Source organism: Sulfuracidifex tepidarius (assembly GCF_008326425.1).
GTDB lineage: Archaea > Thermoproteota > Thermoprotei_A > Sulfolobales > Sulfolobaceae > Sulfuracidifex > Sulfuracidifex tepidarius.
On sequence record NZ_AP018929.1, the window covers coordinates 1,671,317 to 1,691,182 of the forward strand.

Annotated in this window: 24 protein-coding genes and 2 tRNA genes; 13 read left to right on the plus strand and 13 right to left on the minus strand. The window is 37.2% G+C overall.

The genetic code is table 11. The annotated features are described in order from the left end of the window. Nucleotides 1-22: 22 nt before the first annotated feature. The 5 genes from fen to IC007_RS08640 all read right to left on the minus strand — a co-directional run bounded on the left by fen (nucleotide 23) and on the right by IC007_RS08640 (nucleotide 4,152). On the minus strand, nucleotides 23-1,075 hold the full coding sequence (gene fen / locus IC007_RS08620) for a flap endonuclease-1 (RefSeq protein WP_084739544.1): 1,053 nt from the start codon (nucleotides 1,073-1,075) through the stop codon (nucleotides 23-25). Next, the gene (locus tag IC007_RS08625; RefSeq protein WP_054844846.1) at nucleotides 1,066-1,302 is read right to left on the minus strand and encodes a hypothetical protein; all 237 of its coding nucleotides are present in this window, start codon (nucleotides 1,300-1,302) and stop codon (nucleotides 1,066-1,068) included. Before IC007_RS08625 ends, fen begins: the two co-directional genes overlap by 10 nt. A 4-nt stretch (nucleotides 1,303-1,306) precedes the next feature. Beyond that, nucleotides 1,307-3,601 carry a CDC48 family AAA ATPase gene (locus IC007_RS08630; protein WP_149528621.1) on the minus strand — a complete coding sequence of 765 codons (2,295 nt, stop codon included), beginning with the start codon at nucleotides 3,599-3,601 and terminating at the stop codon, nucleotides 1,307-1,309. A 64-nt stretch (nucleotides 3,602-3,665) separates the two neighbouring features. Then, nucleotides 3,666-3,941 (minus strand): elongation factor 1-beta, encoded by a 276-nt coding sequence (locus IC007_RS08635; RefSeq protein ID WP_054845177.1) that lies wholly within the window; start codon nucleotides 3,939-3,941, stop codon nucleotides 3,666-3,668. A gap of 10 nt (nucleotides 3,942-3,951) precedes the next feature. Next, entirely contained in the window at nucleotides 3,952-4,152 is a 201-nt protein-coding gene (locus IC007_RS08640; protein WP_084739542.1) for a zinc finger domain-containing protein, read from the minus strand. A 58-nt stretch (nucleotides 4,153-4,210) separates the two neighbouring features. On the opposite strand from IC007_RS08640, the gene pth2 reads away from it, so the two are divergent. Both pth2 and truD read left to right on the plus strand, forming a co-directional pair. Continuing rightward, nucleotides 4,211-4,573, plus strand: a complete 363-nt coding sequence (gene pth2 / locus IC007_RS08645) for a peptidyl-tRNA hydrolase Pth2 (protein WP_054844844.1) — start codon at nucleotides 4,211-4,213, stop codon at nucleotides 4,571-4,573. Next, a complete protein-coding gene (gene truD / locus IC007_RS08650; protein ID WP_054844843.1) occupies nucleotides 4,570-5,715 on the plus strand; it encodes a tRNA pseudouridine(13) synthase TruD in 1,146 nt (381 codons plus the stop codon). Before pth2 ends, truD begins: the two co-directional genes overlap by 4 nt. 6 nt (nucleotides 5,716-5,721) lie before the next feature. Here truD and aspS read toward each other — a convergent pair whose 3' ends face one another. Both aspS and IC007_RS08660 read right to left on the minus strand, forming a co-directional pair. After that, entirely contained in the window at nucleotides 5,722-7,011 is a 1,290-nt protein-coding gene (gene aspS / locus IC007_RS08655) for an aspartate--tRNA(Asn) ligase (protein ID WP_149528622.1), read from the minus strand. A gap of 4 nt (nucleotides 7,012-7,015) precedes the next feature. Further along, nucleotides 7,016-7,528 (minus strand): transcription elongation factor NusA, encoded by a 513-nt coding sequence (locus IC007_RS08660; RefSeq protein WP_173569897.1) that lies wholly within the window; start codon nucleotides 7,526-7,528, stop codon nucleotides 7,016-7,018. A gap of 60 nt (nucleotides 7,529-7,588) precedes the next feature. Here IC007_RS08660 and IC007_RS08665 point away from each other — a divergent pair, with 60 nt between their 5' ends. Next, nucleotides 7,589-7,759: a 50S ribosomal protein L40e gene (locus IC007_RS08665; protein WP_084739538.1), complete on the plus strand. Its 171-nt coding sequence runs from the start codon at nucleotides 7,589-7,591 to the stop codon at nucleotides 7,757-7,759. On the opposite strand, the gene IC007_RS08670 is transcribed toward IC007_RS08665, so the two are convergent. After that, on the minus strand, nucleotides 7,756-8,316 hold the full coding sequence (locus tag IC007_RS08670; protein WP_054844841.1) for a nucleotidyltransferase: 561 nt from the start codon (nucleotides 8,314-8,316) through the stop codon (nucleotides 7,756-7,758). The genes IC007_RS08665 and IC007_RS08670 overlap by 4 nt on opposite strands. Nucleotides 8,317-8,370: 54 nt before the next feature. On the opposite strand from IC007_RS08670, the gene IC007_RS08675 reads away from it, so the two are divergent. From IC007_RS08675 to IC007_RS08700, 6 genes are all read left to right on the plus strand, one after another. After that, nucleotides 8,371-8,477: transfer RNA gene (locus IC007_RS08675), tRNA-Cys, on the plus strand. Nucleotides 8,478-8,515: 38 nt separating this feature from the next. Then, nucleotides 8,516-10,147 carry a thiamine pyrophosphate-binding protein gene (locus tag IC007_RS08680; protein ID WP_054845176.1) on the plus strand — a complete coding sequence of 544 codons (1,632 nt, stop codon included), beginning with the start codon at nucleotides 8,516-8,518 and terminating at the stop codon, nucleotides 10,145-10,147. A 238-nt stretch (nucleotides 10,148-10,385) separates the two neighbouring features. Beyond that, complete coding sequence (locus IC007_RS08685; protein ID WP_054844840.1) at nucleotides 10,386-11,180, plus strand: Lrp/AsnC family transcriptional regulator; 795 nt, start codon at nucleotides 10,386-10,388, stop codon at nucleotides 11,178-11,180. 562 nt (nucleotides 11,181-11,742) lie between these two features. Continuing rightward, nucleotides 11,743-13,338 carry an MMPL family transporter gene (locus IC007_RS08690; protein ID WP_370685806.1) on the plus strand — a complete coding sequence of 532 codons (1,596 nt, stop codon included), beginning with the start codon at nucleotides 11,743-11,745 and terminating at the stop codon, nucleotides 13,336-13,338. Between the two features lie 64 nt (nucleotides 13,339-13,402). Then, on the plus strand, nucleotides 13,403-13,666 hold the full coding sequence (locus IC007_RS13850) for a hypothetical protein (RefSeq protein WP_370685235.1): 264 nt from the start codon (nucleotides 13,403-13,405) through the stop codon (nucleotides 13,664-13,666). Nucleotides 13,667-13,915: 249 nt separating this feature from the next. Beyond that, nucleotides 13,916-14,146: a putative integrase gene (locus IC007_RS08700; protein ID WP_084739598.1), complete on the plus strand. Its 231-nt coding sequence runs from the start codon at nucleotides 13,916-13,918 to the stop codon at nucleotides 14,144-14,146. On the opposite strand, the gene IC007_RS08705 is transcribed toward IC007_RS08700, so the two are convergent. Both IC007_RS08705 and IC007_RS13340 read right to left on the minus strand, forming a co-directional pair. Next, a tRNA-Val gene (locus IC007_RS08705) sits at nucleotides 14,106-14,178 on the minus strand. The genes IC007_RS08700 and IC007_RS08705 overlap by 41 nt on opposite strands. 35 nt (nucleotides 14,179-14,213) lie before the next feature. Next, nucleotides 14,214-14,378, minus strand: coding sequence for a hypothetical protein (locus IC007_RS13340; protein ID WP_162302126.1), 165 nt, complete (start codon nucleotides 14,376-14,378; stop codon nucleotides 14,214-14,216). Between the two features lie 133 nt (nucleotides 14,379-14,511). Between IC007_RS13340 and IC007_RS08710 the strand changes: the two genes are divergently transcribed. Further along, nucleotides 14,512-14,823 (plus strand): hypothetical protein, encoded by a 312-nt coding sequence (locus IC007_RS08710; RefSeq protein ID WP_054844839.1) that lies wholly within the window; start codon nucleotides 14,512-14,514, stop codon nucleotides 14,821-14,823. 27 nt (nucleotides 14,824-14,850) lie between these two features. Next, nucleotides 14,851-15,747 (plus strand): NAD(P)-binding protein, encoded by an 897-nt coding sequence (locus tag IC007_RS08715; protein ID WP_054844838.1) that lies wholly within the window; start codon nucleotides 14,851-14,853, stop codon nucleotides 15,745-15,747. Here IC007_RS08715 and IC007_RS08720 read toward each other — a convergent pair. Together IC007_RS08720 and IC007_RS08725 are read right to left on the minus strand one after the other, a co-directional pair. Next, a complete protein-coding gene (locus IC007_RS08720; protein WP_149528623.1) occupies nucleotides 15,710-16,501 on the minus strand; it encodes a carbohydrate kinase family protein in 792 nt (263 codons plus the stop codon). The genes IC007_RS08715 and IC007_RS08720 overlap by 38 nt on opposite strands. Further along, nucleotides 16,479-16,763: a hypothetical protein gene (locus IC007_RS08725; RefSeq protein ID WP_054844836.1), complete on the minus strand. Its 285-nt coding sequence runs from the start codon at nucleotides 16,761-16,763 to the stop codon at nucleotides 16,479-16,481. The genes IC007_RS08720 and IC007_RS08725 overlap by 23 nt, the downstream gene beginning before the upstream one ends. Before the next feature lie 140 nt (nucleotides 16,764-16,903). On the opposite strand from IC007_RS08725, the gene hxlB reads away from it, so the two are divergent. Both hxlB and cedB read left to right on the plus strand, forming a co-directional pair. Then, a complete protein-coding gene (gene hxlB / locus IC007_RS08730; RefSeq protein WP_370685209.1) occupies nucleotides 16,904-17,491 on the plus strand; it encodes a 6-phospho-3-hexuloisomerase in 588 nt (195 codons plus the stop codon). 127 nt (nucleotides 17,492-17,618) lie between these two features. Further along, nucleotides 17,619-19,409 carry a DNA import protein CedB gene (gene cedB / locus IC007_RS08735; RefSeq protein WP_054844834.1) on the plus strand — a complete coding sequence of 597 codons (1,791 nt, stop codon included), beginning with the start codon at nucleotides 17,619-17,621 and terminating at the stop codon, nucleotides 19,407-19,409. Here the strand turns inward: cedB and IC007_RS08740 are convergent. Continuing rightward, nucleotides 19,403-19,831, minus strand: a complete 429-nt coding sequence (locus tag IC007_RS08740) for an ATP synthase mitochondrial F1 complex assembly factor 1 (RefSeq protein WP_054844833.1) — start codon at nucleotides 19,829-19,831, stop codon at nucleotides 19,403-19,405. The two genes, cedB and IC007_RS08740, sit on opposite strands and share 7 nt — an antisense overlap. Nucleotides 19,832-19,866 lie beyond the last annotated feature (35 nt).

The window sequence follows — 19,866 nt, forward strand, 5'->3', positions numbered from 1 at the left end:
TTCTCCGTCTTTAAATACTAGGTTAGAACCACTTGTCGAGTCCAGTCTGCCTTTCCATGTTTTTGCTTATCTTCATTCCCTTATGAAGCCTGGCTATACCATTAGCTACTCTATCTTCATTAAAGTCGTGTTCGTTAACCAGGATTTCCCTTATACGATCTTCATTAGGGTTCTCCATTTCTATTGTAGAGTTAGGTTCGCTCACTTTAGGATCTAGAAAAAGCTTTCTAATATGCTTATAATCAAAGTCTATATCTTTCTCATCTAAATCTTTCCCTATTGCATTTTCGATGCTGCCATATTTCTTTATAATTTTTAGAGCTGTCTTAGCTCCTATCCCTTTTACCCCTTCTGGGTTGTAGTCAGTTCCTACCAAAATTCCTATGTCTATTAGTTGTTCTCTAGATAGTTCCAATTTTTTGGCTAAGGTCACGAAATCTATAAATTGAGGCGAAATATCAACGTAAACGTCTTTGTTAGGAAGCTTTCTTTTTCCTGATAGGGTCAGATTCCTTACCAATCTGTCAGCGCCGAAAAGCAATGAGTCATAGTCTTGGCTTGCGGATGCCCACGTGTAACCTTTATGAGTTAAGTATGCCGCCTCCGCTTCACCTTCAGAGGGAGCCTGTAATACTGGTATCCCCATAGCTTGGAGTAACTCTTTACTTTCTTCAGCGACGGCATTTGTAAGTCTAGAAGACATTTGGGCATATTTCTTCATTGACCTGATCTCTCCCTCTTTCCTTGCTTGTTCATATTTTTCCATAGCTTTCTCTTTAATTTCTATTCTACGGCGTAACTCAGCAGATTTTTCTTCTGGCGGTTTTCCGTCAAATACATATACTGGAATAATACCTGACTCTACTATATTTATTGTTCTATAAAATATTCCGCTAAGGTGGCTAGTAGGTCTACCTTTACTGTCCATCAATGGAGTCCCATCTGTTTGCCTTATAGCTGCAAGAAACTGATATATTGCATTATATGCATCTATAGCTATCTTTTTTCCCTTCAATTCATTAAAGGATATATCTCTAGCTATATCCTCTACTATGTCTGAAAGATCTACTCCGATTCATAATCACCTAAATAAGTTATCATTCTGGTATCTTCTTTTATGAGAGAAACTGAAATAATTCCTCTCATTTCGAGGGCCATTAAGGCCTTTAAAAAATCTTTATGTGATACTTCATATTTCACGCTTTTTTGAACTTCCTTGTATAAATCATCCTCAACTATTGGGGCATTGAGTTTCCTTACTTTTTCCATAATTACATAAGATATAGGTACTTCCCTCCACATGCTATCACGTGAAAGTACTCGGCTTTACTATCGCCTTGGGTAATTGTTGTCTGGCTTTCTCTAGCCAGTTTTGGTAGAATTGTATCATATCCTGTGTTACGGAAGGCTTTATCTTTGACATTGCCTCTCCGAAGTGCTTTGGTCTGACCTCTACTTTGTTCTTCATACACTCTCTTACTTCCTTATCTTTGCAATCCTGGTTCTGTCCGCACTTCTCTGTTGCAGTATCGATGCATACTCTCATTGACTCTCTTACAGCCCTCATTGCGGCCTCTCTTACTAGCGCAGCTATATCTGCTCCCGTATATCCATCAGTTCTATTAGCTATTTCATCTAGGTCAGTATCAGGGCTTAAAGGTATACCTCTGCTATGAACTCTTAGGATATCTTTCCTTGAGCTGACATCTGGAGGAGGTACGTATAGCAATTTTTCAAATCTACCGGGCCTCAATAGTGCTGGGTCAAGTATGTCTGGTCTATTGGTAGCAGCTATTATAATCACGTTTTCCAGTTTTTCTACTCCATCCATCTCCGCCAATAATTGGTTTACTAATCTTTCCGTTACTCCGCTATCGTAGGACGCTCCTCTCATTGGTGCTAGCGCGTCGATTTCATCGAAGAAGATAACTGCAGGAGCGTACATTCTAGCTTTTCTAAATATTTCTCTGATTGCTTTCTCGCTTTCACCTACCCATTTTGAAAGTACCTCAGGACCTCTAACAGCTATGAAATTAGCACCACTCTCCGTTGCTACTGCTTTTGCTAGCATGGTTTTACCGGTTCCTGGAGGTCCGAAGAGAAGTATACCCTTAGCTGGATCTATTCCTGCCTTCTCATATACTTCAGGGTATTTCAGAGGGTATTCTACTACTTCCCTTAACTCATCCTTGAGCTCCTCGTGTCCTCCTACGTCCGTCCACTTTACTTCAGGGATTTCTATGTAAATTTCTCTAAGCCCACTCGGAACTATTTCTTTGAAGGCCTTCATGAAGTCGTCCATTGTGACTCTCATAGAGTCAAGTACTTCAGCAGGTATCTTGTCCTGGTTTAGGTCGATCTTAGGGAGATATCTCCTCAGAGCGTACATTGCAGCTTCCCTCACTAATGATGCCAGATCCGCACCAGTGTAACCGTGAGTCATATCGCTGAGTTTCTCCAAGCTTACGTCGTCAGATAGAGGCATGTTTCTGGTATGTATCTGGAAGATCTCCATCCTTCCCTGCTTGTCTGGGAGAGGTATTTCAATTTCACGATCAAATCTACCAGGCCTCCTTAGTGCTGGATCCACCGCGTTGGGTCTGTTAGTAGCAGCTATTACTATTACGTTACCCCTATTCTCTAGACCGTCCATGAGTGTCAGGAGCTGTGCTACAACCCTTCTTTCTACTTCGCCTATCACTTCATCCCTTTTAGGTGCTATTGCATCTATTTCATCTACAAATATTATTGCAGGCGCGTGTTTCTTTGCGTCCTCAAATATTTCCCTCAGTCTTTGTTCGCTTTCTCCGTAGAACTTGCTCATTATTTCAGGCCCGTTTATGGAGGTAAAGTAAGCGTCAGTTTCATTCGCTATAGCCTTAGCCAGTAACGTCTTACCTACTCCTGGTGGACCGTAGAGCAGAATGCCTTTAGGTGGTTCTATTCCTAGTCTCTTGAAGAGCTCCGGATGCCTTAAAGGCAACTCCACGAGTTCCCTTACTTTCTCAATTATTTCCCTTAAACCTCCTATATCCTCGTATGTCACACGAGGATACTTAGTTTGTTCAACTGGTTTATCGGATATGTTAATTATCGTTTCATCATTTACAATGACTATTCCTGCAGGTTTGACTTGTACAACGGTGAATGGGATGGCTTGCCCTAAGACGGGTATGAGTACAGTATCACCTTCCACCAAAGGAAATTCCTTCAGCCTCTTCTTTACATAACTTACGAAACCTGGGTCAACACTAATGGAGAAATTGGATGGGGCTAATTTAACCATAGACGCTTGTTTGACTACTGCCTTTCTGACTATTACCTTGTCTCCTATGGAAACGCCTGAGTTCTTCCTAGTTATTCCATCCATCCTGATTATATCCCTTTCCCCTATCATATCGTCCTGGCTCAAATGCCACGCTATTGCAGCTGTCTTCCTTGTTCCTTCTATCTCGACTACGTCACCGGGCTGTACATCGATTTGTGCAAGTAGCTCAATATCTATTCTTACTTTTCCCCTGCCGACGTCTTTCTGTCTAGCTTCTGTAACCTTAAGAACTAGCTCCCTCCTGGGAGGCCTTTGCTCTTCGCTAGCGCTCAAACTTGATCTCCAAAGAAATATATGGCTTCGAAGGTAATAAGAACTTGTGTATCAAAAGATTTATTTAGAACCCTAGTCTTGTCATTCCAACAACTTCGGCGTGGCTTACTCCTTCAACGGAGCTTGCAGTATCTTCTAAGAAATCAGTTCCTCCTTCGGTCTGCTCTGGCATTTGTATATACAAAACAAGTGAGTTCAGGCCATAAGCTATGGGTTCAGTTTCTTTCTTTACGATCTTGTACCCCTCGGGTAATTTCGAGGCTATGCTTTGATAGATATTATCTAAACTTACCTCGTCTCCATCAGGAAATACTTTTAAGACTACTAAGAGTTCTGTCATCTTTATCACCTTAAGGTCCTTTGAAACCGCATTTAGGACAAGTGTACTCTACAGTTTGCTCTCTGCATAAATAATCTCTGATTATAGTTACTTCTCCACAGTTTGGACAAGTGAACTCAACACCTCTTTCCTTGGGATGCAATAATTTCCCGCAACTAGAACATACTAAAGGTTCAACTTCATCCCTAATGCTTAACTTAATTGATGACATGTGTTACAGCCCTCAGGTAAATTAATATTAAGCATATTTATGTTTACTCTATCGCTCTATCATGAAAATGGTAATCTTGGTAAGAACGGATCTTCAAATGGGTAAGGGTAAGATAGCAAGCCAAGCGGCTCACGCTGCAGTGTCTTTAGTTATTGACATATTGACATATCATAAATCAACATATAAAGAATGGCTTGACCAATGGATTATGGAAGGTCAGCCAAAAATCGTAGTGAAAGTAGCCTCGGAGGGAGAGCTTATAGAGAGAATTAACAAGGCTAAAGCGGAGAATCTTCCTACTACTATGATTCATGATGCAGGGAGAACCCAGATAACCCCGGGTACGCTAACATGTGGAGGGATAGGCCCTGCACCAGATATGTCAATAGATAAGATAACTGGTGATTTGAAATTACTTTGAAGCCGAATGAAATCGATTTAGCAATAGGTATGGAGAAATATTTCTTCGATTGGACGGAAGTCAAGATGAATATATCCCGTCCAGAAGGTTTCAAAGTAACTGAAGAAATAGATGATAAAAGCTGCGAATCGTGGAAGGGCCTAGAAAACGGCAAATATGCTGTTTTTCTTCTGACTAAAAAAGGAAGGGATCATTTTTCAGTTATGAGGGAAATTAACCTAAATTTTAGATCCAAAATCAGCTATATAGGAATAAAAGACGCTAATGCAGTGTCGTCACAGTTGATTTACGCTGACGCACGGTCTTTCTCTAACATACCTCAATTTTACGAAGCAGAGGACGGTTCGTTTACCATGAAGTTCGTTGGGTTTGCAAATGAAAAACTTCCTCACACAGGAAATTTTTTCTCAATTACGGTGGAAACTAAATCTAATGACGAGTTGCAGGAAATGAAACAGAGAATTCTCGAGATTTCAAAAGAAGGCTACTTGCCTAATTTCATCGGTTATCAACGTTTCGGAACTCGCAGGCCAATATCTCATGTGATAGGTAAACTACTCTTGAAAAGAGAGTGGGAAAAGGCGTTTAAGTGGATTATAGGATTTCCGTTTTTAGCTGAGAACGAAAAGATAAGGAAAGTAAGATCAGTTTTTCACTCAAGCAGAAGAGATAAAGTAAGAGAATTCCTTGAAGCGTTTCCTTCTTCCTCTTTCTACGAAAGAAACTTGTTAAGAAATTACGTTATCACGGGGAGCTATTACGAAGCTCTAAAAAGATCTTCGTTGCCATTAGATATCTACATTGACGCTTTTCAAGCATACATTTTCAACAGATACCTATCTAGACTTATGGGCGAAATAAAAGACAAGGAATGTGTAATAAAAATGCCAATTTATTTCAGTGGCTGTGATGATTTGTGCAAGGAACTCTACGAGGAAGAGGGAATAGATAGGGGAATGCTTACAGGCGTATTCAAGGTGAAGGTAAGAGAACTCCAGAGAAAAGCATTCATGAAAGTTAGATCCGTGTCATTCAGTGAGGAAAAAAATAGACTTATCATAAACTTTTCCTTACCCCGAGGTTCATATGCCACAATTTTCCTGAGGGAACTAAGCCATACAAACCCGTTGATGTTTACATAGAAGGATTTAAGGTACGAGCCTCTTTTTATCTCTAGGGAAAGGCACTATTTCCTTAACATTTTGAAGACCCGTTAGCATTAACATTAGTCTTGATAGACCCATTCCGAAGCCAGCGTGAGGTGGCATTCCGTAATCGAACCATCTGAGGAAGAATTCAAAACTGGAAGGATTTAGTCCCCTAGCCTTGAGAGCGTTCTCTAAGACTTCTCTTCTATAGTTTCTGCTACTTCCTGAGACTATTTCTAAGAACCTGAATATGAGGTCAAAGCTCTCGCTTAAATCGCTGTTTTCATTCTTTGCTCTAGTATAGAAAGGTCTGCTTAAAGTGGGCCAATCTGTAACGAAATAGAGGTCTTCTTTGAGTTCTTCGTTTAGAACTCTAAGTTCAGGTGTTCCTATATCATCTCCGAATTTCAGATCTATACCTTTTCCATTAAGTATTTCTAACGCCTCTGAGTATGTTATTCTCTTTAACGGAAATCTCACTTCTGGTAAGCTGTAATTTAAAGCCTTGAGTTCATTTTCGCACTCGCTTCTAACTTTTTCTAGAATATTACTGATTATGTCTTCTAAAGTATGCATAACTTCATTATAATCTGAGAATGCCATCTCAACATCCATGCTTACAAACTCCGACAAGTGGTATGGTGTGTCTGAATCTTCTGCCCTCCATGCGGGAGCTATCTCAAAAACTCTCTCCACTGCACCAGCCATTAATTCTTTATATAACTGCGGACTCTGAGCTAGAAAAGCTTCCTTTCCAAAGTAAATTACTGTGAATAATTGAGCTCCGCCTTCTGTTCCAGTAGCTATAAGCTTAGGCGTGAAAATTTCATAGAAGCCTTTTTTATATAATGTCTCTCTGAATGCTTTAACTGCAACTGACTGGATTTTAATTACTGCATTCATTTCTTCTCTTCTGAGATCAAGAAGCCTCTCCCTTAGTCTTGTATCTAGATCCGCTTTCACCTTTCCTGTCACATCAAGCGGTAAGGGAGATTTAGCTTTGCTTATTAATTCTAGCTCTTCTACGTGTATCTCTGCACCCCTAGGAGCCCTTTTGTCGGCTTTTACTTTCCCTTTAACCTTTACCACGGACTCCTGCGAAAGTTCGTTCGCTAATGAGAAAGAAGGAGAATCCTTTGCCAGAACGGCTTGGCCTAGCCCAGTCTTATCTCTTATTAAGAGAAATTTCTTTCCCCCTAAATCTCTAACGTTAAAAATCCACCCAGCTATTTCAACCTCCTTTCCTTCAAGTTCGGGTCCTATTTCTGAAACAAAGTGAGTCCTATACATTTTTTTATTCAACCCTTATGCGTACAGCAGTAGAATGGATTTTTGAAAGTGCTGATTCTAAGATCCCTGCTTCGGCTGGTAACATTCTCCTCTCGGATCTTGATACCCGTATGACGTATTGCACTGATCCATCAGGCAACCAAACAGTGTTCACTCCTAATACCCTTGCAGGTGAGAGAAGTTGCATAGCACTGTTCTTTATACTATTAGTTTTCTCCAAAACTCGCACTTTAACCTTTAATTTATCTTGTAGAACCTTGGCCACCTTTATCCATTTCTGTTGGTTCATTGATGGACCGCTATTTACTAAAAGAATTACTAAATGATTCAACTTAATGGCCTTATCATAAGCGGAATCTTTTAATTCTTTAAACTGAGACTCCTCCAGATCTAGTAACATCTTTATGACTTCTACATCAAAGTCATTCACTTTTCCTTCATCAAGAAGAGATTGACATCTATCACAGAAAAGACCACTTCTAACGCAAACATAATCTAGAGGTATCTTCATTCTGATCCACTCCGTTTACCGCAATACTTTTGAATATGAGCTAATATAGTTATGCAGGGAATATAAATGCCTCTTACAGATCCGGAAAAGCTACAAATAGTTCAGAAAAGAGTGTTTATTAAGAAGGTATGTAGAGAGTGTGGAGCTTTAAATTCAGTGAGAGCGACAAAATGTAGAAAATGTCACAGTACTAATCTTAGGTTAAAGAAAAAGGACTTACCTACAAAGAAGAGTTAAAACTTTATCCCTATGCTGTTTAGCCTTTCCTTTATACTTTTCGAATTTTCCTCGAAATGCTCTACATGCTCAAGTAATATCTCTTTATTTATCACGATTTTTCTTTCACCTACCATCTTAACTATCTCTTTCAATTCTCTCTCATCCTCTTCTCTGAATGCGTTAGCCTTCAGTAAAATATAATCTTCAAGTAGTATTATTTTTGCACTAAAATCTCCTATTTTTTTCTCTGTTGAACTTTCTATCACTATAGGAGGTACAAAGAAATCTTGAATGTTCTCGTACAAGTCTATTTGGAGTTGATCGTCAGCTATAGGAACTAGAAACCTGGGTGTATCTATAGGTGTCTTTCCTAAATCCCATCCATGTCTCTGGGAAAAATCATCTATAACATCTTCATCTGTAAAGACGCTTATAGAAGTTAAGAAAACATCTATATCGCTTTCGACATTTTTACGCCCAAGCGTTACATCGAGTACCGTATCACCTATTATAACGAAGTCTGTAAGAGAACTTAGTTCCTTCAATACATCTCCTACTTGAGCTAGCTGGATCATGGATACTAACTACGAAACAGTTTTAAAACCTTTATTCTATATTTTAAATTGTATGCCGGGATAGCCAAGCGGTAAGGCGGCACTAGCCCATCGTTAGCGCTAAGGGCCGCAGTGGGTGGTTGGTCACCCGTTTATCGAGGGTTCAAATCCCTCTCCCGGCTCTAAAGGTTTATCTAATAGAATGATAATACTACAAAAGATGAGTCAGCCTAAGAGAAAGGAGGAGACGCTAGGGCGTGAGATGAGCGGGCATGAGGCTCTAGCATGCGTCCTCAGAGAAATTGGAATAAAGGTAGTTTTCTCAACGTTCGATTTACCTAACTTCATAGCCGAAGCTCTAAAATCTAAGGAAATCAAGGTAGAGAGTTCGCCTACAGCAAGAGGGGCTGTGTTAATGGCAGACTCTTTCGCTAGGGAGAACAACACTACTGGTGTAGTCATACAGATTCCCGGTTCTGGCCTTTTACAAGCAGTAGATGTCGTTGCACAAGCGTTTATGGACTCTGTTCCTCTCTTGTTAATATCATCTATGAGGTCATATAGAGACGCAGGGAGAGCTAGGATTGGTGAGCTAAAGACCAATGACGATTTATCAGCCGTTTTTGCTCCAATTACAAAATTTAGAGATAAGATAATCAGTATAGAGGAAATTACAGTTAACATAGAAAAAGCTAACAAGGAATCTCTAAGCAATAGAAATAGACCTTCATACATCGAGGTTGCTGAGGACCTTTTCAAACTTAAAGCATACCCATTGTCTACCGCTGGGCAGAAACCAGAGAAGAGAACTCCCGACAAAACTACTGCAGCTAAGGTCGCAGAGTTGCTTCTAAACGCTACAAGACCGGTCATCATAGCAGGCTACGGAGTTGTTGCCAGTGATGCTGAGAAAGACCTGAGAGAGCTAATAGAATTACTTGATATTCCTCTAATTTCTACCTTTAGAGCTAAGGGAGTAATACCTTCTTCTCATCAGCTTTATGCAGGGGAGGGGATAGGGTTAGTTGGAACTCAAGAAGGTAATAGAATACTCGAGCAAGCAGATGTAGTTGTTGCTCTGGGTACTAGGTTAGACCAGTTATCAACTGGGGGTTGGACCTTCAAGATTAAGGGTAATTTAGCACACAACAACATTGATGGAGAGGATGTAGGAAAAACCGTAATGCCTCAGCTCCCGATAGTAGCAGACACGGGGCTTTTCGTGAAGGAAGTACTTAATATAGTGAAGAGCAAGGTTAAGGACAAAATAGATAGGGATATACGAAAGGAAATTACGGTATATAGGAAGGGAATAATTCTAAATTCTCACGCCGACATCTGGCCGTTTGACGTTATAAGACTTCTCTCTCAGCTTAAGAACTACTCCAAGGTATTTGTTGACTTAAGTGCCACTACGATAGATTCGGTTAGGCTACCTATTGAAAACACAAAAAGTTGGTTTACAAGTACGTCTATGATTCAAAGAGGACTGGCACTAGGTGGAGTTGCGCGCTCGATCGATTCTAGAACTATAGGTATAACCGATATTAAAGGGATAATTGAGAACTTGGAGCTACTTCAGAGCAGGATTGATAAATCTAAGGGCAAGCTTTTAATATTCAATGATGGGGGTTCTAACTACATTGACACATCTAGATCCGATGTTCCGTTCATAATGAAGTCAGAGACATCTTATCAATTAGACTCTAAATTAGAAAAAGGATTAGGGGCAATTACAGTGTCTAGTTACTCAGAGCTTAAGGACGCTCTTAAGGAGGAACAGGAAAAATTGCAAGTATTAAATATCAAGCTTGATGTGGACTTTTCTTCTATTGTTTTGGAAAGAGCATGAAAAAGGATTGGTTGCTATAAAACTCTGCAACTTAATGAGCTGAAAGTATCAACCCAGAGGTGTTGATCAGAGTAAAACTATTAATTTCATCTTACCCCTTATATCTAGATTTTTCAATTAAAGATATAGAGATTGCCAGAAGAGAATATTACGAAGTTCTTTAATTACATTGCAATTGCCTACCTTCTAATTCCAAAGGTTAGAGCACTTTTAGAAAGGATTCCACTAAGCTATATTTATGGACGACGTTGACAGAAAGATAATTTTCCATTTGCTTAAAGATGGGAGAATTTCTCAGAATAAATTAGCAAAATTACTTAACATTTCCTCACCTAGTATTAACGAGAGATTCAGACGATTGATTAAGGAGGGAGTAATAAGGGGTTTCAAGCTGTTTATAAATCCAAATACATATGGAAAATATTTCGTATATGTGGCATTTCCAAATCTGAGAGATATAGAAGACGATAGGGTATTCGTTAAATTTAGATGTTTAGAAAACTTTGATGTTTACGGGATAGAGGCTGATAATCTATCTGAAATAGATCGAATAATTCAAGATTTTTCCCTGAATTTAGGAAGTCCCATTATGAAGTATGCTCCTACTCAAAAACTTACATTAATGAAGAAAAATATAGCTAAAATTTTATCTATTCTTTCTGAAAATCCTAGAGCAGAAATAGGAGAGATAGTACTGAAGTTGAATTACAAGGCAGAAAAAATAAGAAGAATATTATTGGAATTGAACGAAACAATCAAAATCGTCCCTGAAGTCGATCTAATGAAAGCTGACTCGATACTTTTAGGAATATTTAGTAGAAGACTTTACGAAATTAAACACTTCACTGTTCCTTGTTCTATAATTACCATTGATAATACCTACGGTGATGGTGTGGAAGTATGTTTTTCTGGTGATATCAAAGAAAGTAAAAAGATAGTTGAGCTAGTTAGAAGAGTCGACCCATATGCCCAAGTTATGGTAATTCACGAATACTCAATTAGAGGTATAAAAATTTTCCTAGCTAGTGGCTAGAAAGCTCTTTTCATCATAAATATTACTTTAAATCTCATGGTTTGGAATAATATAATCAAGAGACGTAAGCTCATAGTAATAGTCTGGATTATAATCATTTTCTTGATGATAATCCCTGCACTAAATTATAATAAATTCATAACTTATAATCAGCAAAATCCTGCACTTCAAAACAGCGAGAGCTATATTGCTGATAAAATATTATCGCCTATAAGTAATGATACCTTAATTTTAATAGTTAAACAGAGCCCATATAATGTATCACCAAGTAATATTCTAAAATTTCAACAGAATGTAGAAGAATTACCTTACGTATCGAAAATAGAATCTCCTTTCTCAGATTATATAACTTTTCTGTCAGCCGTAAACCCATAATAACACTTTTGCATATCAGTATGTTGAAAAGAACGGACTTAAAGGCGCTCCATCTTTCATTTCGGAAAAGTACATAAGTAAGGATAATTCTACTTTTATTATATTTATAGTTTTTAATGTATCTAGTAATTATTACTTAGCTAATGGAGAAACAGTCTCCCAATACGATTACCCACAAATAGAAAAAATAACCTCAAATTATTTTAATTCCTTCTATATAACGGGTAACGGAGCAATTCTTTATGATACTCAAAGCGTAACATCTAAAAGCGGATTCGCTTTTGGTTTGATTTTCGTAGTTCTAGCGATAGCCGTAGGAATTACCTTATACAGCTATAGAGCCTCAATTCTATCATTACTTTTCATCTCAATATCGACGCTAATAGGATATTTAGCAATTGTAATGGCAGGACTGTTAATAGGTTCTGTAGATTATGTAGTGAATTACACTTTAACCGCAGTATTAATAGGAATTACTACAGATTATTTAGTATTTATACTAAGCAGGTACAAGAACGAACTTTCGATAGGCAAATCAGATAACGAAGCCAGTCTAGAGACTGCGAAGAGAGCTGGGAAAACCGTGTTAATAAGCGGATTAACCGTAGGCCTCAGCTTGTTAACATTCTCATTAATTCCGGGTTTCTTATCTTGGGGAGTCGTCTTAGTAATTTCAGTCTTAATTACTGTAACGTTTATAGTTACATTCGTTCCCTCAATAATCTCTATAATAGGAAAGAAAATTTTAACCAATTCAGAAATTAGAGAAAATAAACCAATTAGAAAATCATTTTTCTATAGAACAGCTATAGCTTCCGTAAAACACAAGTTTCTAGTTATAGGAATTATCTTAGCTTTTGCAATTCCTTCCATTTTGTTTTTTATAAACCTACCTACTACATATAATATTCAATCCGGTCTGCCTAATAATTTACCAAGTGTTCAAGGGTTAAATTACCTTGAGTCTAAATTCGGTTCTAATTATATTTTCCCAATATATATAATAACTAATAATACTAATAATCTAAATAATATATCTAGTTACCTTCTAACCGTGAAAGGAATGACCGGCGGATTCGGTCCTTTCTTACAAGGTAACTCAACCGTTAATAATAATATTTCTGAATTTAAAATTGGTAATTATTATTATGTGCTTTATTCTAACTATTCCCCTTATTCTTCTGAAGCTATAAATTTAGTTCAACACCTAAGACAAAACAAGGACTTAATAGTAGGAGGATTAACATCTACTATAATAGATCAACAGAGGGTAAATGGAGTCTATTATCCTCTTCTAGAAATTCTCATAACCATTGTTGCAGCTGCTGTGATAGGGTTATCTTTCAAATCTATTAAATATGCTTTAATTTCAATCTCAGGTGTTATAATAAGTATTAGCTGGTCGACTGTATTACTTTATCTTATTTCAACAACCTTGTTACATCAACAGTTGATATATCTGATTCCTATAATATTATTTGTTATACTGATGTCATTAGGGAGCGACTATAGTACTTTCATTATCTCCATTGTAGAAGAGGAGTCCTCTAAGGACGTTAGAGAAGCCGTCCCGAATGCGTTTTCAAAGACTGGTAAGATAGTGACTTCTTTAGGAATAATTTTAGCTATATCTTTGGGTGTTTTAGCGTTAATACCAGTAGGGTTTTTGGAACAATTAGGAATAGCTTTTATAGTTGCTATAATATTAGATACTTTTATTATTAGAAATTTCTATTTTCCTGCAATGCTGTCTATATTAAAAAATAAAAACAATCAATTATAGTCTAAGGTAGTTGCTGGAAGAACAACGCTCTTACTATGGAACTTATGCAGATCCTTTAGCTGACATGGTTGATACTTACGAAAAAGTGAAAGAGGATAGCAGTGGGGGTGGTAGGAGGTACCCCCCTACAGACGACTATGAGATCGTGGAGTGGGTTTGGCTAACGCCTTTTGGCGAGTTGAAGAGCGACTACGTGGAGGTAAAGCTAACCGACGATAGTAAGAAGTCTTTCATATATAATAATAAGAAATTCCCGCCGGGCGTTTATTACCTAATACGGCGTAACGGAAGAGAGTCGTTAGTTAGTGAGAGCGTATTGAAGCCTTAAACGTTTTTCTCTACCCGTGTACTTTTATTTGAGCGTCCCCTTCACCACAGGGAAGCACGTTACTTTTTAGGGCGAATTGAAAGATAGTCGTGATAGACTTTGTTTACTGAACGTGGTACTAACTCAGTTTGTCTTGGCACTGAGGAATCTTTGCCGTCTCATTTCAACTCCACGTTTTTTGTAGGCAAAAATTGACGTGTTGTCAACCCTTATAAACGCGTTTTGGCAACCATAATACTAGAAGTGAAAATGACGGAAAAACAACGCCGTTATAAGTTCGGGTATTTCATCTTAAGGGAAAGGAAAGATCGGTATTACGTTTACAAGCTAGAGTATGAAGGCGGTAACGTAAAGGAACGTTACATAGGTCCTTTAACTGACGTAGCCGAAACTTACGAGAAATTGAAAAAAGAGGAGTGGGGGTCTGGGATACCCCCAGTGGGCCCGCGGGGATTTGAACCCCGGATCACTGCCGTGTGAGGGCAGCGTCCTAACCACTAGACTACGAGCCCATTATGTTTTTCTCCACAGAAATCTTCTTTCATGCTTAATATAACTTTTCCGGCACTTCAATTGATACACAGTATCCGTTGAAATCTGCCATATCTGGATCTATATCTACTGCATGAATTTTATCGTCTATTTCGTTTAGATCTAGAAGGCTTGTTGTAAAATCAGGATAAAGTGAAGCTGCCTTTTTTAAGATTTTCACCGCTTCATCCTTGGACGAAGAACAACCAAATATAGCTGATCCATTCAATATAATTGAACCTAATTGTGACCTCGTAATATCTACCCCATCCCTTTTAAAGAAATGGAGTGTAAGCTATATTTTTGATTAGCATATGTTTACAATTAAAGTTATCTTTGGTCCGTCTGGAGACTTAGGCGTACTAAAGGCGTTGTATAAGAGGCTTTCTCTGGAGAACTACAGTAAAATGGCTTTAGATATAGAGTTTAATCTGCTATATGACGATAACCCAGAAATAATAATAAGCGAGAGGCAATATAAAGTCCCATTCTTAAGTGAACTGGAAATAGATGAATTTATAGACCGTTTACTTAAAGGAGAGGAAGTGGCCGATAACTCTATGATTGAACTTCCAGTAACTAACAGGCAATACCCTCCACCTCATGGTGTTGCAACAGCTTTTTGAACCTTCAATAAGGTTGATTTTACAACTTTGATCTTAAGTAATGCAGTTATCGGCGGTGGGTTGACTGGACTGTTAATTTCCGTAAATAGAGGATATACCGTAATAGAGGAACAACCTCATGTAGGAGGAGTTCTTTCTACATTTCAACTTGACAACATAAGTCTGACCTTAGCTGTTCCTTTGGTGAATACTAGATTAGATTTTCTAGAACAATATGGCGCTAGATTCAGGCAAATTAAGTTTGATATTAGCATTAACAAGGAGAAATATTTTGCAGCGAAGATATGTCCTTTTTGCGATGAAATCCCAGACTGGCTCTTTCCAAAGAGCGAAAACATGTTTCTAATTGAAAATGTCTCTACAGTGTTATCGAACATCGAGAAGAAAGTTCATATAATGAAAGATAGCGCCAAGATAATAGATAAAAAAGGAATTTTAACTAAATATCATGGCTTAATACAGATTGAAGGAGATATAATAAATACAACTTCTATTAGATTATTTCTACGCGATCGAGGCAAAGACGTCTCAAATCTGAAATATAATAATGCTTTACTATCAGTTTTTATAAGTAAAAAGAAAGCAGATCAAAATTTTATCAATTTAGAAGGTGGATCATCCACATCGTTTTCTCACGTTTATCACATAAACGACTTTCCAAGTGCAGGACTATCATCAATTTACGTTTACTCCTTTTTCGATATAAAAGATAAGATTATAGATATATACAGATTATTGTCAGATCTCAGGAGAGAGAAGATCCTAAACTACGAAGACATCATTTCTCAAAGAAGCAAGGTTATTAGCGAAGCTATTCTTTACGGTTCTCCCGAAAACACGGAGGATTACATTTTTGAAGGTAGATTAGGGAGATGGAGGAACTACTCTATAGAGCAAATAGTAGAGAAATATTCTCATTACTAAATTTATCTGACAATTCTCCCGCCTTTTTAACTGCATCGCTTATTTCCACCCTGCTCAACCTCAACGCAAAGTAAGAGCCTATAAGGAAGTCTCCGTTACCAATCTCGTTAGGGCCTATAACTGTAGGATTGTAATAGTACGATTTATTATCGCTTGTAAGTAATTCAAAACCATCATGCCCATATGAGATTAATATCTCTCTAAAACCAAATTTAAAAATGGTATGTAAATTATCATAAATGGAATTTATTTCATCTGAGTTTCCATGAAGAACTAGATAACTTTTTGATACAGGGAACTCAGGCTCAGAAAGCGATACTTCCATATTTTCCTTGCAGATTCTAGAGAATCCCTGAATATCTATTGCTATAGGAATTTCTATTCTATAAATACTTTCTCCATCTATTTCTCTACAAACAGGGTTAAGCAGAACTCCGATTCCGTCATTCGGAAGTGCATTAATCTTTGGCCCGCTTTTCAAAAGCTTTACCTTCTTCTTTCCATCGCTAAGCGTTTCTATTTTAAAATAAAAAGTATTTTTACCCAGTATTAATTTATAAATAAAATCTTCAATTAATTTTAGACTAAAATGGAAATCGGATCCTCTTCCTACTATTAGGCTAGGAAGACCTCCACCTCTTATAATTCCGAGAGTAGAAAACAGAGCAGGCCCACCAGGTCTTTCATTATTTTCATAATTATCTATGGTAAAGCTGGACATAAGAACGATATTATTCGTTCTCGATTTCCTCATCCTCACTCTCCTCAACTTTCGTTTCATTTGCTCTTGTCATTTTCTTCTTCCACAGTTCATACTTATGTGCTTGCATATGTCTCTTCATATCTTCTAAGTTAAAGAAATATGAACTATATGTAGGGAGCTCGCCTCTTTTACATTCTGGTGAGCATAACGGACAGACATAGAGCTTTGAGGACGAATCATAGCACACATCAACTTCTTCCTTGTCTATGGTTGTTTTCACTATTTTCCACGAAGGATTCCATCTTGTAGACATAAGTTAATAGTAAATGCCATTGAGTATATAACTCAACTCGCCCTATCAGAAAAAGCTTTAAATTTTTAAGCAGTATAATGAAGGCAGGCGGTTAGATTTTGTCAAATTCTTCTCAAAATTTGCCCCTCGCTACCAAAACCATGTATGATATAGCAGAGTTTATACTTAGAGCCGCTCAGTCAATAAAACCAGAACAAGTAAATAAGATGGTAGAAGAATTGGAAGATTTCTATAAGAATCATCATGATAGAAAAGTCCTTGTAATGGGAGCAGGCAGAAGCGGTCTTGTAGGAAGAGCATTTGCTATGAGACTTCTTCATTTAGGATATAATGCTTATGTTTTAGGGGAAACAATAGTTCCAGCTATAGGAGATAAAGATCTAGTTATAGCAATATCTGGTTCAGGTAGGACAAAGCTGATATATACTGCAGCAGAAGCCGCAAAGGAAGCAAAAGCTAAATTAATTGCTATAACGAGCTATGCAGATAGTCCATTAGCAAGAGTAGCTGATGTAGTAGTTGAAATTCCTGGAAGGACTAAATATTCTAAGGGAGAAGACTACTTTACGAGACAAATATTGGGCATAACAGAACCTTTAGCTCCGTTAGGAACACTTTTTGAGGACACTACACAGATATTCTTAGATGGAATAGTTGCCGACTTAATGATAAGACTTAAGAAAACCGAAGAAGACCTACGTTTAGTTCACGCCAATATAGAGCTATAACGTGTCAAAAATGCACTTTATTGCATTTATATCTCTTATCTTCAAAATAAGCTAAGTTATATGTAAAATATTGTTCGTTTTACTTTCACTCCCATCTGCGTGTCATTAAATTCAAAGTCATATTATTATGATTACCGTAGACAAAGAGAAGTTGCTATTTATTTCTCTGCTTTTGCTCGGATTTTTTGCTATCTATTCATTTTTTTCATCTACGTATCTTGCATCTGTTGTTTCAATAATATCAATTGTTTTACTTATTATCTTCTTTAAGTATCAGCATAACGAGAAATTAAGTATAACAGTTGACAGAAATCTCATTCAACTCAACAGGAACTCATATAAAGCCGTACTGGTCGTAGAGGACATCCGTGCAGATTATAGAGACTTTACTGAAACTTCATTAAAATCTAAAATAGCTTCGTTCTACAAAATTATTGGAACCGTAAACGGTGTAGATTTGATACTAAGGAAAATACCTATCGATAAAACAAAATATTTAGACTCTATTGTATCAAATATACAGAACCTCAAGGTAATCTTGGAAAACGATCCCTCTAATGAGAAAGCGAAAAGGAAGGTTGAGGTTTTAACTTCAATTCTTTCAAAAATTGAAGAAGGAGAAGTCCCGTTCAGATATCAGATGTTTATTTTAATATCATCAACTGATAAGGGTACAGCCTTAGAATCTGTTAGGGTAATCAAAAGAGGTCTAGAGGCAATAGGTATAAGGTGCAGAGAAGCAGACGAAAAGGAAACACAGACTGTTCTTTCAAGCTTGATATATCCTGTAAGAAAAGAAAAAACCAAGGTCACTACTTCTTTTCATATTCCTTTTATGACCCCATTTTCTATAGAAAAGGAGCCTAACTTTGACCTAATAGAGTCAGGAATACCTATAGGAAAGGAAATCATACATAATAAGCTAATTTTCTGGAATCCGTTTTTAACTTCAAATAGACATGCAATAGTTATAGGACCTACCGGTTCTGGTAAAACTGAATTTCTGCTGTGGCTTGGTTCTCTTTATAATCTAAGTCTAGACTCATCAGTTGTATTCTTCGATATAAAAGGTGATATAAAGAAAAGATTAAGAGAATATAAATTGCCTTTTAAAGTTATAAACCCATTAGTTTACTCTGTAGGATCTTTTCAGGAATGGAGTGTTCCTGATGAGATAAAAGTGCTTCAGTTGGAATCTGTAATATCTGCATCATTCAGACTAAATCGTGTGGAATCATCTATTTTATATAAGCTCCTTAGGGACTCAGTTAATGGTAGGATTAGATCATGGAAAGAAATGAAAAATCATGTAAGGGGTTCAATTGAGAATTTTGACGAGCAAAACTTATTTGAAAAAATATTCGATATACTGGATTATATTGAGCCATCGTCAAACTCTAATGGTGACGTTCTCTCAAGGTTGGAGTACGGAGGAATAAACGTTGTGGATTTAACATTAATAAAGTCCGATGAATTAAAAAAATTTATAATATACACGGTCATTCTTAGAATTTATAACAAGTTTTCTCAGAAAATTACTGATGAAAGTAATAGAATTGCTATTATTGTCGACGAGGCGTGGACGTTACTTAAGGATGAAAACTCTACTTATTCGATAATTGCAGACATAATAAAGAAAGGCAGAGGCCATGGAATCTCAATTATTATGTCTTCACAGAATCTAGAGGATCTTGGAGAGAACCTTCCTATCTATATAGACAATTCAGGTCTGCTTGTAGTGTTAAATAATGGTGATAAAGAGTTCTGGAAGGAAGTCAAACGTTTCATGGACATCAATGATGAAATTTTATGGAATACAATAGAATACTTAGGAAAAGGAGAGGGCGTAATTAGATTTCTGGGAGATCCGAGGCCTCTAGTAGTATCTCTGTTCAATTTCATTAAAGAATCTCACTGAGTTGTTGCCCTTTCTAGAATAGATTGCAAACCAGCCTTTATTTTACTAAATATTATATCATTATTTACATTTCTAATTATTATCTCTCGTAATTCGTCTTTGTCTATATTTATGTCGTAATCTATCTTGCTAATAATTTTCTCGGAGTCCAAAATCTTTGAGAGAGCGGTGATGTAGACTTTAGATATGTTCTGTCTAGCCTTGACAATTACCTTGACTACGGGCGGGGTGTATATCACATCTGCTACTATTTCGCCCCTTTTATTTTTTATATATTCTAATGTTCCTTTAGTTCCCTTTATAGAAGGCATGTAACCAGACTCCAGTATGCTCAAAAGGTATTCATAGAGCTCTAATTCTTTTCTTAAAGAGGATATCTTATTCTCTAAAAATTTTCTCAGTTCTTCGATATCAGATTCCATTCAAAGGTATACTAATAGTTTAAAACTATTTATAA